Annotated in this window: 11 protein-coding genes; all 11 read left to right on the top strand. The window is 60.1% G+C overall.

Annotated elements, in window-relative coordinates; genetic code table 11:
- Window positions 1–23: 23 nt before the first annotated feature.
- The 11 genes from ACI77H_RS06185 to ACI77H_RS06135 all read left to right on the top strand — a co-directional run bounded on the left by ACI77H_RS06185 (window position 24) and on the right by ACI77H_RS06135 (window position 11,755).
- The gene (locus ACI77H_RS06185) at window positions 24–752 is read left to right on the top strand and encodes a cephalosporin hydroxylase family protein (RefSeq protein WP_407010965.1); all 729 of its coding nucleotides are present in this window, start codon (window positions 24–26) and stop codon (window positions 750–752) included.
- Window positions 753–806: 54 nt separating this feature from the next.
- Window positions 807–3,740, top strand: coding sequence for a TIGR00180 family glycosyltransferase (locus tag ACI77H_RS06180; protein ID WP_407010964.1), 2,934 nt, complete (start codon window positions 807–809; stop codon window positions 3,738–3,740).
- 30 nt (window positions 3,741–3,770) lie between these two features.
- Window positions 3,771–4,772, top strand: a complete 1,002-nt coding sequence (gene pseB / locus ACI77H_RS06175) for a UDP-N-acetylglucosamine 4,6-dehydratase (inverting) (RefSeq protein WP_407010963.1) — start codon at window positions 3,771–3,773, stop codon at window positions 4,770–4,772.
- Entirely contained in the window at window positions 4,769–5,932 is a 1,164-nt protein-coding gene (gene pseC / locus ACI77H_RS06170) for a UDP-4-amino-4,6-dideoxy-N-acetyl-beta-L-altrosamine transaminase (RefSeq protein WP_407010962.1), read from the top strand. Before pseB ends, pseC begins: the two co-directional genes overlap by 4 nt.
- Before the next feature lie 91 nt (window positions 5,933–6,023).
- Entirely contained in the window at window positions 6,024–7,133 is a 1,110-nt protein-coding gene (gene pseI, locus ACI77H_RS06165; RefSeq protein WP_407010960.1) for a pseudaminic acid synthase, read from the top strand.
- Entirely contained in the window at window positions 7,130–7,831 is a 702-nt protein-coding gene (gene pseF, locus ACI77H_RS06160) for a pseudaminic acid cytidylyltransferase (RefSeq protein ID WP_407010959.1), read from the top strand. The genes pseI and pseF overlap by 4 nt, the downstream gene beginning before the upstream one ends.
- Window positions 7,828–8,715, top strand: coding sequence for a class I SAM-dependent methyltransferase (locus tag ACI77H_RS06155; protein ID WP_407010958.1), 888 nt, complete (start codon window positions 7,828–7,830; stop codon window positions 8,713–8,715). The genes pseF and ACI77H_RS06155 overlap by 4 nt, the downstream gene beginning before the upstream one ends.
- Window positions 8,716–8,726: 11 nt before the next feature.
- On the top strand, window positions 8,727–9,479 hold the full coding sequence (locus ACI77H_RS06150) for a crotonobetainyl-CoA--carnitine CoA-transferase (protein ID WP_407010956.1): 753 nt from the start codon (window positions 8,727–8,729) through the stop codon (window positions 9,477–9,479).
- On the top strand, window positions 9,476–10,066 hold the full coding sequence (locus ACI77H_RS06145) for a GNAT family N-acetyltransferase (protein ID WP_407010955.1): 591 nt from the start codon (window positions 9,476–9,478) through the stop codon (window positions 10,064–10,066). The genes ACI77H_RS06150 and ACI77H_RS06145 overlap by 4 nt, the downstream gene beginning before the upstream one ends.
- Window positions 10,048–11,049, top strand: coding sequence for an ATP-grasp domain-containing protein (locus tag ACI77H_RS06140; protein ID WP_407010953.1), 1,002 nt, complete (start codon window positions 10,048–10,050; stop codon window positions 11,047–11,049). Before ACI77H_RS06145 ends, ACI77H_RS06140 begins: the two co-directional genes overlap by 19 nt.
- Window positions 11,033–11,755, top strand: coding sequence for an HAD family hydrolase (locus tag ACI77H_RS06135; protein WP_407010952.1), 723 nt, complete (start codon window positions 11,033–11,035; stop codon window positions 11,753–11,755). The genes ACI77H_RS06140 and ACI77H_RS06135 overlap by 17 nt, the downstream gene beginning before the upstream one ends.
- Window positions 11,756–11,794 lie beyond the last annotated feature (39 nt).

The raw sequence follows: 11,794 nt of genomic DNA, 5'->3' as shown, positions 1-11,794 counted from the left end.
CCTCATTTTTTTGGAGCGTTTCAATGAATCCCCATGAGCAGTTTCGCGAAGAAGTAAAAGACAACATCGAAAGCCTGAAACAGGACAAGGCGTTGCAAGCCGAGTCGCTGGGCTGGGTCGGCACCACGGCCAAACACAAGTACACCTACAACTTCAGCTGGATGGGGCGGCCGATCATTCAGTTCCCGCAGGACATGGTCGCGATGCAGGAAATCATCTGGAACCTGCGTCCGGACGTGATCGTTGAAACCGGCATCGCCCACGGCGGGTCGCTGGTGTTTTACGCCTCGATCCTCGAACTGATGGGCCATGGTGAAGTGCTGGGTGTCGACATCGACATTCGCCCGCACAACCGCGAAGCGATCGAAGCGCACCCGATGAGCAAACGCATCCAGATGATCCAGGGATCGAGTATCGACACCGCCATCGTCGACCAGGTGCGCGAGCGCATCCAGGGCAAGAAAGTGCTGGTGGTCCTGGACTCCAATCACACCCACGAACACGTGCTCGAAGAGTTGCGCCTCTACGCGCCGATGGTTTCGGTGGGCAGCTATTGCGTGGTCATGGACACCGTGGTCGAAGACATGCCGGAAGATGCGTTCCCGGACCGTCCGTGGGGCAAGGGTGACAACCCGAAAACCGCAGTCTGGGCCTACCTGGAAGAGAACCGTGATTTCGAGATCGACCAGGCCATTCACAGCAAGTTGCTGATCACTGTCGCGCCGGATGGCTACCTGCGCCGAGTGCGTTAAGCGACACCTTTATTCAAGCGTTCATCAGGCAATCGATTTGTGGTGGGGAAGGATATGCAAGGCATTTACGGTTCTGAAAACACGCGGCCCTTGAGTGAACTGTTCACTCTGGTGCTGATTACACACAATCGCCCGGCGTTCCTGCGCAGGGCATTGCAGTTCTACAGCACGTTGCCTTGCAAGATCCTGGTCCTCGATTCATCGGCCATCGCGCTGGAAGGCGCGGCGACGGTTGCGGACACCATCGACTATCGGCACTTGCCGCAATTTGGCTACTGGGGCATCCAGGCCAAACTGGTGTACGGCGTCGAGCAGGTCACCACGCCGTACATGGTCTTCGCTTCCGACGATGACTTCCTGTTGCACGGTGCCCTTACCGACTCGGTGAACTTCCTCGAAGCCAACCCCGATTACGGTCTGTGCCATGGCTATTGCCTGATGTACCTGACCCACTCCAACTATGTGCAGTACTACCGTCGTGACAAGAAAGTGCACGAAGACTACAACGCCGAGCACGGTCAGGATCGTGTCCTGGATTACATGAGCCAGTACATTCCGCCGTTCTACGCGGTGCACCGGACTTCGCTGCTGCGTGACTGGTATGACGCGATGCCGGAAGGCACGATCTTCCAGTGGCAGGAAATCGGGCATGTCTACTACATGCTGGCCCGGGCCAAGGCGCGGATTCTTCCGATGCCTTACGTGGTGCGTGAGATCAACTATGGCCGCTCGGATCACAACACCGAAATCATGACGACCCTGAGCTTCAAGGATGCCCGGTCTGTTGTCGACCGTGAGCGCTTTGCCGGGTTTCTGGCAGCGCTGCCGACCGGCATCAGTGGCCTGAATGAACAGCAGACCGCGCAACTTGCCCTGCAAAGTTTCGCCGCCCTGGCCAAGAGCCTGACGATCCGTAACGCGCTGACCATCGAACCGATTTTCGAGTCTTACTGGACGGATCCGGCGGTGGGGCCGAAACGGGTCTTTGGCGCTGAGCAATACGTCGAAATGCCGTTCTACAACAGCGCCTTCTTCGAGCAACTGGCGCAGTTCGAGTTCCTGCTTCATGCAATGCCGGCCGGGCGCTTGCAGCTTGAAGAAATGGAAGGTGCATTGCTCAAGCAGGAGGCGTTGCAGCGCACTTACTCCAATGACACTGCGGAGACAATTCAGTACCGTTTGCTTGAAGCCGTTAGTCTGGGGGCCTTCAACCGTCGGGTGGTGCAAAAACTGGCGCAGCAACTGCTGGATATGGATAAAGCCGCCGATGCCCAGGTGCTGACCGACTGGGTTCAGCGTCTGGACAGCGTGCCCGTTTTTGACAGTCGTCAGTTGCTCGACACGATGCCGTCGGGCCGTGTGCGGAACTGGTTGCAGGCCCGTCAACCGAACGACACCGCGGTAAGGAAAATCAATCAGCACCTGGCCGCCAACGAAGGGGGGCCTCAGTTCGGCATTCTGCTGCTGGATATGGACGCTGACATGGACAAGCTCCAGGTCACCCTGGATAGCCTCATGGAGAGTGCGTTCCGGGCATTCAAAGTGGTGGTCTTCACCACGGGTGACTTGCCGGCGGTCACCACGGCTCAAAACACGCTGCATTTCGTCAAGGTCAGCGCGGCCAATTACGTCGACAAACTGAACCAGATCGCTCGCCAGTCAACCTCGGATTGGTTGCTGCTGGCCGAGGCGGGCGACGAATTCACCGCTGCCGGTTTCCTGCGTGCCAGCCTCGAGTTGCAGAACGCCGAGGGTTGCCGTGCGGTGGCGATGGACGAAATTCATCGCCAGGCCAACGGCACATTGCTCGACGTCTTCCGGCCAGCGTTCAACCTTGATCTGTTGCAAAGCATGCCGGCACTGATCGCGCGGCACTGGCTGATCCGCCGCGAAGTACTGGTGGAGGCTGGTGGTTTTGCCCGCGAGTTCGCCTCGGCGCTTGAGTTCGACCTGTTGCTGCGCCTGATCGAAACCGGCGGTCTTGCTGGTTTTGCGCATCTGGCCGAGCCGTTGCTGATCACCGCAGCACCGGAGTTGGCAGCCAACGAACACGAACGTCAGACGCTGGTTCGTCATCTGGCGACGCGCGGTTATCAAGCGCAGGTCAACACCGAAGCGTCGGGTGGTTACCATATCGACTACCGCCATGCCGATCGCCCGAAAGTGTCGATCGTCATCCACAGCCAGGACAACCTGGAGCATTTGCAGCGTTGCCTCGTCAGTGTGTTGCAGCGCACGCGCTATCAAAACAATGAAGTGGTCATTGCCGATAACCACAGCCAGTCCGCCGAGCTTCACGCCTGGCTCGACAATCTGGAACAGAACGGGCGTGGCCGGATTCGTCTGGTCAAGGCTGAACAGCGACTGAGCACTTCGGCACTGCTGAACCTGGCCGCCGAGCAGGCGCAGGGCGAATACCTGGTGTTGCTGGCGGCGGACGCCGAAGTGGTCAACGCGAACTGGATCGAGGCGTTGCTCAATCAGGCCCAGCGTCCGGAAGTCGGCGTGGTCGGTGGCAAATTGGTGGATCGCGAAGGCAGTGTCACCGGCGCCGGCCTGATTCTTGGGCTCAACGGCGAGATCGCTTCGCCCTTCATCGGCGAGAAAAAGGATGCGTCGGGCTACATGCGCCGATTGGCCGTCGAACAGAATTATTCCGCCGTCTCCGGTGCATGCCTGATGATTCGCAAGGAAGTATTCGACGCCCTCGGCGGTCTGGATCTGGAGCATTTCGATGAAGCGTACGCCGATGTCGATCTGTGCCTGAAAGTCGTCGACGCCGGGTTGCTCACGGTGTGGACGCCACAGGTTCAGATTGCGCACCCCGGAACGTTGCCGAACGCACCTCAGACAGTGGCAGCCTTGCGCGACAAGTGGCAGGCGCGTTTTGCCCACGACGAGGCTTACAACAACAACCTGGCCTTGACCGGCAAGGGCTTTGCCCTGAGTGAACCGGCCCCGGTGAACTGGGCGCAGTTGCTCGCATAAGCCTGACTGACAGGCACAAGGACTCAAGGCATGTTCAACGGTAAATCGATTTTCATCTCTGGCGGCACCGGCTCGTTCGGGCGCAATTTCATTCGCCGGCTGCTGGAGCAATATCAGCCGAAGCGGGTGGTCGTGTTCTCGCGCGATGAGCTCAAACAGTACGAGATGCAGCAGACGTTCAACGCGCCGTGCATGCGTTATTTCCTCGGTGATGTGCGCGACGCCGACCGTTTGCGTCAGGCCATGCGCGGCATCGATTACGTGGTGCATGCCGCGGCACTGAAACAAGTGCCGGCGGCAGAGTACAACCCGACCGAATGTATCCGCACCAACGTCAACGGCGCGGAAAACATCATTGCTGCGGCCATCGACAACGGCGTGAAAAAAGTCGTCGCACTGTCCACCGACAAGGCCGCCAGCCCGATCAACCTGTACGGCGCGACCAAGCTGCTGTCGGACAAGTTGTTCGTTGCCGCGAACAACATTGCCGGTGACCAGAACACCCGTTTTTCGGTGGTCCGTTACGGTAACGTCGCCGGCTCGCGGGGGTCGGTGGTGCCGTTTTTCAGCAAGCTGATTGCCGAGGGCGCCACGGAGCTGCCGATTACTGATGAGCGTATGACGCGTTTCTGGATCACCCTCGATCACGGTGTGCAGTTTGTGCTCGACAGCTTCGCCCGCATGCACGGTGGTGAAGTGTTTGTGCCGAAGATCCCGTCGATTCGTATCGTCGATCTGGCACAGGGCATGGCTGAACATTTGCCACACAAGAACGTCGGCATTCGTCCGGGAGAAAAACTCCATGAGTTGATGGTGCCACTGGACGACGCGCGGATGACCCTGGAGTTCGCCGATCACTACACCATTCAGCCCTCGATTCGTTTCACCAGCGTCGACGTCGATTTTGCCGTCGACAAACTGGGCGAGCAGGGCCGGCCGGTCAGTGAAGACTTCGAGTACCGTTCCGACACCAATCCGCACTACCTGTCGGTCAGCCAGATTGCTGATCTGCACGCGAAGCTGTCGGCATGATTCCCTACGGTCGGCAGAGCCTCGATCAGGCAGACGTTGATGCGGTGGTCGCCGTGTTGCAGTCGGACTGGCTGACTCAAGGGCCGACCATCGAGCGCTTCGAACAGGCCATGGCCGAACGTTGCCAGGCTGATTTTGCGGTGGTGGTGTGCAATGCCACGGCGGCGTTGCACATTGCCTGCCTCGCGGCCGGGCTTGGACCGGGCGATCGGCTATGGACCACGCCGAACACGTTCCTGGCCTCGGCCAACTGTGGCCGCTATTGCGGCGCCGAGGTGGACTTTGTCGACATCGACCCACTGACGTGGAATCTCGATGCTCACGCACTGGCGTCGAAGCTTGAGGCCGCAGAGCGCGCAGGCACGCTGCCGAAGGTGCTGGTGGCCGTGGCGTTTTCCGGCCAGAGCTGCGACATGCGCATGATCGCCGGACTGGCCGAACGTTACGGTTTCACGGTGATCGAGGACGCGTCCCACGCAGTGGGTGCCTCCTATGCCGGGCGTCCGGTGGGGTGCGGTGAATTCGCAGCGATGACGGTGTTCAGTTTTCACCCGGTGAAAATCATCACCAGCGCCGAGGGGGGCATGGTGTTGACCAACCGCCCTGAACTGGCCGAGCGCTTGCAGCGCTTGCGCAGCCACGGCATGACCCGCGATCCGCAGCAGATGACCGAACCCAGTCACGGCCCCTGGTATTACCAGCAAGTGGAGCTGGGCTTCAATTACCGGATCACCGACCTGCAAGCCGCACTCGGTCTGTCGCAACTGAGCAAGCTCGATGGCTTCATCGCGCGCCGCCGTGAACTGGCGGCCCGTTATCAGCAGTCGCTGGCGTACTTGCCGCTGACCTTGCCCGGCGCGCAGGCCGAGGCCGAATCGGCGTGGCACCTGTACGTGGTGCGGTTGCACACCGACCGGATCAACCTCAGTCATCGCCAGGTGTTCGAAGGCTTGCGAGCAGCCGGGGTCGGTGTGAACCTGCACTACATACCGGTGCATTTGCAGCCGTACTATCGCGACCTGGGGTTTGCCGAAGGTGACTTTCCGCAGGCTGAACAGTATTACGCCGAGGCCATCAGCCTGCCGTTGTTTCCTTTGCTGAGCGATGAACAGCAGGACTATGTGGTGGCGCAGCTGCGGCGCCTGTTGCTCGAAGCGTAGAAACGCTTGAGCGGCAGTTGTTCCGGCGCGCGGTGTCAGCCCGCAACTCGTGAACACTTTTTTAGATCACCAACACAACTGGAGTGGCTTTGTGAAAGGGCAGCACGCAGCACGGGGAACAGGCACGCCAAGCGTTGGGCAACCGGTTCTGAGCATCGCCGGGCGTCGCATCGGCCCGGCCGAGCCTCCTTACATCGTTGCCGAGATGTCCGGTAATCACAACGGTGACATCAACCGTGCGTTTCGCATTATTGAAGCCGCCAAGCTGGCGGGTGCGGATGCGGTGAAGATTCAGACGTATCGCGCCGACACCATCACCATCGATCACTGCGGGCCAGAGTTCATGGTGAGCGGCGGTCTCTGGGATGGCCGTCGACTCTATGAACTTTATGAAGAAGCACACACGCCGTGGGAGTGGCACGAAGCGATCTTTGAGCATGGCCGCAAAGTCGGGATTACCGTGTTTTCATCGCCCTTTGACGCCACCGCGGTGGATTTTCTCGAATCCCTTGGCGCACCCGCCTACAAGATTGCCTCGCCTGAATTGATCGACCTGCCGCTCATTCGTAAAGTGGCGCGCACGGGCAAGCCCATCGTGATGTCCACGGGCATGGCGACACTTGAGGAAATCGCTGAAGCGGTAGAGGCCGCGCGTTCGGCCGGGGCCACCGAGATTGTGGTGCTTCACTGCACGGCTGCTTATCCAGCGCCGCCAGAGGAGGCGAACCTGGCAACAATCGCCGAGATCGCCCGGCGTTTCGACGTCGTGGCCGGGCTCTCCGACCATACGCTCGGCACCGTGGTGTCGGCCATTGCCGTCGGGTTGGGCGCGTCGTTCATTGAAAAGCATTTCACCCTGGCTCGCGCCGAAGGTGGGGTCGATAGCGCCTTCTCGCTGGAACCCGCAGAGCTGGCCGAACTCGTGGCGACGGCGCGCATTGCCCATGTGGCGGTCGGCGCTCCAGCATTCGAGCCCACACGGTCGGAACAGATTGTCCTGAAAAATCGCCGTTCGCTTTATGTCGTGGCACCGGTCGCCAAGGGCGAAATGCTCACGGAGGCGAACGTGCGCTCCATCCGTCCCGGTAACGGGCTCAAACCCAAATTTCTTGATGGGGTGCTTGGGCGCAGGGCCGCGCGCGCGCTGGCCTTTGGCGAGCCACTCGACGCCTCGATGATCGACGGAGGAATTGATCCATGACTGGCACACCTCGCGCCGTTGCGATCATTCCTGCCAGAGGTGGCAGCAAGCGGATCCCTCGGAAAAACATCCGCCTGTTCCGAGGGCGCCCCATGCTGGCCTGGTCCATTGAAGCGGCACTCGCCTGCGGCGCTTTCGACACGGTCATGGTCAGCACCGATGACGCAGAGATTGCCCAAGCCGCACGTGCCTTGGGCGCCGAGGTGCCCTTCCTGCGTTCGGAAGCGGCGGCGGACGATCACGCCACAACGTCGCAGGTTCTGCTTGAAGTGCTGGATCAATACGCCGAGGCGGGGGGGCAGTTCGATCTTGCCTGCTGCCTCTATCCGACGGCGCCGTTCGTGCGGGCACAGGACCTTGCTGACGGACGCGCGAAATTGCTGGAAAGCCGGTTCGACGTCATCATGCCCGTCGCCGCTTTTTCTTATCCGATCTGGCGATCGCTGCAACGTGAGGACGATGGTTGCATCGCCCTGAACTTCCCTGAGCACCTCAACGCCCGGTCACAAGACCTTCCGGTCGCTTACCACGACGCCGGTCAGTGGTACTGGTTTCGCACTGAGGCGTTTCTGCGCGACCAGGTGCTGATGGGGCCGAACACCGGATCGATCATTTTGCCCGCCATGCAGGTGCAGGATATCGATACCGAGGATGACTGGGCGCTTGCCGAGCTGAAACATGAAAGGATGTTTGGATGAACGACCCCCGTCTACGCCGGCACGAGTTCGGTTTTCTGGAGGTCGTGGATCGCCCCACGCCAGAGGCCTTGAGCGAATATTACGCGCAGGCCTATTTTCAGAACGCGGCCAGTAGCAGTTTTCGAAAATCCTATTCTGAAGAAGAACTTCAGGTCATCGAGCTTCGAATCGCGCAAAAGGCGGGGCAGATTCGTACGCTCTTGAGTGATGAACAACCCGGCAGACTTCTTGATGTCGGCTGCGGTGAAGGCTTCGTGCTGAGGTTCTTCGAGCGACTCGGGTGGCAGGTTCAGGGGATCGACTACAGCCGCGCAGGCGTGCAACAAGTCAATCCGGCCTACGCCGACCATGTCGAGCAGGGTGATGTCTTCGAGTTGCTCGAGGCGCGTATCGCGTCTGGAGAACAATACGATCTGGTCTGGCTGGGCAACGTCCTCGAACATGTCCTGGACCCCGTGAGCCTGCTGCAATCACTGCGCCGTCTAGTGGCGCCAGACGGGCTGCTAGTGGTGACGGTGCCGAACGATGGCACGGCCTATCACGAGGCGCTGTACGCGACGGGAGCGATCCCCGAGCGGTTCTGGGTCGCCATGCCCGATCACCTGTCGTACTTCACCGCTGACAGCCTGCGCCGCACGGCTGAAGCAACGGACTGGGACTGGCTTGCGATTCAGGGCGATTTCCCGATCGACCTTTTTCTCGCGCATGAAGGCTCGAATTACGTCGCTGATCGTTCCCGAGGGGCGCAAGCCCACCGGGCCCGCCTGATGCTTGAGCGGCTGATCGGCCAGGCAGGCATCGAAGCGTCCAACCGCTTTTACGCGGCACTTGTTGATGTGGGGTTCGGTCGCAACCTGACCGCGTTCTTTAGACCGAAACCCTGAGGAGTCACTACATGACAGATCAAACCATTCGAACACTGGTGGGCTCGACGCAGTCCGAGACTGAGCGCAAGCAGATGCTTGTCGATCGACTTCGCGCCTCACGGATTCCCGACCGCGAGCTGTTGGACAACATCGGCCTTTACCTCACGCGACAGACGCTGTCGCGGATCAACTTCATGCAGATGCTCTACCAGATGATCGTGCCCGTGCACGGAGTCATCATGGAGTTTGGTGTGCGTTGGGGGCAGAACATGGCGTTGTTCTCCACGTTGCGGGGCATACACGAACCCTTCAACTACAACCGCAAGATCATCGGCTTCGATACCTTCGAGGGTTTTCCTGCGGTCGCGCCGCAGGATGGTGGCGGCGTACAGCCGGGTGACTACGGCGTCGTGGAGAACTGGAAGGAAGAACTCGAGGGCATCCTCGACTTTCACGCGCAAAACGCGCCGATTCCACACAAGAAAAAGCACGAACTGGTCACGGGAGATGCCACGATGTCGCTTCCCGGGTATCTCAAGGCGCATCCCGAAACCATCGTGGCGCTGGCCTATTTCGACTTCGATATCTACAAGCCGACTCATGATTGCCTCGAGGCGATCCTGCCGTACCTGACCAAGGGCAGCATTCTGGCGTTCGACGAACTCAATACACCGGAATTTCCCGGCGAAACCATCGCCCTGCGCGAAGTGCTCGGATTGTCTCGTTACGCCATACGGCGAGACCCCTCCAACCCGCTCACCTCTTATCTGGTGATCGAATGAGTGCGACGGCCGTGCGATACCGGGTGATGCCGAACTCGACGCTATCGGACGGGGTGCTTGAGGTTCGAGCGGTTCAACCGGCCGACATCGAAGCGATCCGGCAATGGCGAAATGCCCAGATGGACGTGCTGCGCCAAACGGCTCCGATCTCGCCTGAACAGCAGGCGCACTATTTTGCCGAGCATGTCTGGCCGCAGACCGAAAGCCTGGAGCCCTCGCAGGTGTTGGTCGCGCTGGAGCGTGCAGGTGTCTTGATCGGGTACGGTGGGCTGGTCCACATTTCCTGGGCAAACCGCCGGGCCGAGGTTTCGTTTTTGCTCACCCCGGAGCTCGAAAAGAACTCAGACGAACTCATCGCCCTGTTTTCACGTTTCCTGGACTTGATGAAACGACTGGCCTTTGACGATCTCGGACTGCGGCGCCTGAGCACCGAAACGTTTGCGCACCGCACTCGCCACATCGCGATCCTTGAGGCTTCGGGGTTTCGTTGTGAGGGACGCTTGCGCGAGCATGTGCTGATTGACGGCACACCCACGGACTCGTTCGCCCACGGTTTGCTTGCCTTCGAATGGAAGAATGGCCAGTGAGCGACAGTCAGACTCCCTTGAAAGGCACGGCTCGCCACGTGCTCATCACCTCGGCGTCGCGTAAGGCACCGCTGGTGCGCGCGATGCAGGACGCTGTCCGGCGGATACATCCCGAGGCTCGCGTGATTGCTGGCGACCTCGATCCTGACGCGCCGGCACGCTATGTGGCTGACGGGTTCTGGCAGATGCCACCCGTGACCGACGCTGAACTGCCTAGGCTGATTCAAGGCTGTCACGAGCGAGGGATCGCGGTGGTTTTTCCGACCCGCGATGGTGAGTTGGCCTTTTGGGCGCGCCACCGCGCAACACTCTGCAAAGCGGGGATCTCAGTCGTCGTCTCCCACCCCGAGGCCGTTGAACGTTGTCTCGATAAACTCGCGTTCGCTCGCTTCGGCAAAGAGGTTGGCCTGCCTGTCATTGAGGCGGCGATGACACCCGAGGCCGTCGGAGCCGGACCTTACGTAGTCAAAGAGCGTTACGGCGCGGGTTCCCGGGCAATCGGGCTTGATTTGCCTGTCGATGCCGCCCGTCATCACGCGAAAAGCCTAGTGGCTCCGATCTTTCAGGCGTTTGTGCCGGGGCCGGAAATCAGCATCGACGGCTGGCTTGATCGCGGTGGTTCGGTGGTGGGCGTGCTGCTGCGCCGACGCGACCGTGTGATCGCTGGCGAATCGCAGATAACGACCACTTTTCGCAGTGAAGTGCTTGAGCATGAAGCGGTTCGCGCCCTGGCGGCGCTGGACCTGCGCGGTCCCGTGGTGATGCAAGCCATCGTCATCGACGACACGCTGCGGATCATTGAATGCAATCCTCGATTTGGCGGTGCCTCCACCACCGCCATCGCGGCTGGGCTGGACGTTCTTTACTGGAGCCTTGGCGAGGCTTTCGGGCTGGGGCTGCCACCTGTTTTCAAACGTATTGCCGGTGAGGTCAGACAGATTCGTCTGCCTGCCGATCTGGTGCTGCATGATCCTGATTTTTGACCTTGACGATACGCTCTATGACGAGACCAGCTTCGTCATCAGCGGGCTGGGCGCCGTGGCCCGCCATGGTGAGGATGTCTTCGGCTGGAACGCTGAACGTTCGCTGGGTTTGATGCTGAACGTGCTGGAGCGTGAGGGGCGAGGGCGGGTTTTCGACCGATGGCTTGAGTCGCATGGACAGTTGTCGAAGACGCGCGTGACCGAGTGCGTGAACGTTTATCGGCATCATCGCCCGAGCCTCGAATTGTTTCCCGCTGCCCGCGTCGTGCTTGACCGCTACCGTGGGCAAGTGCCGCTCTATCTCGTCACTGACGGGCACAAGATCGTGCAGAGGAACAAAGTCGATGCACTGGGGCTGTTTTCAACGTTTCGACGGGTCCTGATCACTCATCGTTTTGGTATCCGCCATGCAAAGCCGTCCCTGCACTGCTTCGAGCGTATTCGCCAGGCAGAAGGCTGTCGCTGGGCCGACATGGTGTACGTCGGTGACAACCCCTCCAAGGATTTCGTCAACCTCAACCCTCTGGGGGCATTGACCGTTCGGGTGCAGACCGGTGGACATCGCAGCGTCGTGGCGTTGCCGGGCTACGATGCGCAAATATCCATCCCGGACCTTGACGCACTCCCCGGGGTCCTGGACGCACACTTTCAGGCCGCTGCCCCCGTTGGTCGAATAGCCTCTTGTGGCGCTGATTCGGCAAAATAGCGTGACCTACGAGTCATAACGCGCATCTTCACTGTATTG

This window comes from Pseudomonas sp. O230, assembly GCF_045447035.1.
Lineage (GTDB): Bacteria > Pseudomonadota > Gammaproteobacteria > Pseudomonadales > Pseudomonadaceae > Aquipseudomonas.
This window is presented reverse-complemented; position numbering and strand designations above follow the sequence as displayed.

What these genes read in the sequence shown, in the direction of transcription:
- ACI77H_RS06185 (WP_407010965.1), top strand. Translation starts at nt 24, where the DNA reads ATGAATCCCCATGAGCAGTTTCGCGAAGAAGTAAAAGACAACATCGAA.
- ACI77H_RS06180 (WP_407010964.1), top strand. Translation starts at nt 807, where the DNA reads ATGCAAGGCATTTACGGTTCTGAAAACACGCGGCCCTTGAGTGAACTG.
- pseB (WP_407010963.1), top strand. Translation starts at nt 3,771, where the DNA reads ATGTTCAACGGTAAATCGATTTTCATCTCTGGCGGCACCGGCTCGTTC.
- pseC (WP_407010962.1), top strand. Translation starts at nt 4,769, where the DNA reads ATGATTCCCTACGGTCGGCAGAGCCTCGATCAGGCAGACGTTGATGCG.
- pseF (WP_407010959.1), top strand. Translation starts at nt 7,130, where the DNA reads ATGACTGGCACACCTCGCGCCGTTGCGATCATTCCTGCCAGAGGTGGC.
- ACI77H_RS06155 (WP_407010958.1), top strand. Translation starts at nt 7,828, where the DNA reads ATGAACGACCCCCGTCTACGCCGGCACGAGTTCGGTTTTCTGGAGGTC.
- ACI77H_RS06150 (WP_407010956.1), top strand. Translation starts at nt 8,727, where the DNA reads ATGACAGATCAAACCATTCGAACACTGGTGGGCTCGACGCAGTCCGAG.
- ACI77H_RS06145 (WP_407010955.1), top strand. Translation starts at nt 9,476, where the DNA reads ATGAGTGCGACGGCCGTGCGATACCGGGTGATGCCGAACTCGACGCTA.
- ACI77H_RS06140 (WP_407010953.1), top strand. Translation starts at nt 10,048, where the DNA reads ATGGAAGAATGGCCAGTGAGCGACAGTCAGACTCCCTTGAAAGGCACG.
- ACI77H_RS06135 (WP_407010952.1), top strand. Translation starts at nt 11,033, where the DNA reads ATGATCCTGATTTTTGACCTTGACGATACGCTCTATGACGAGACCAGC.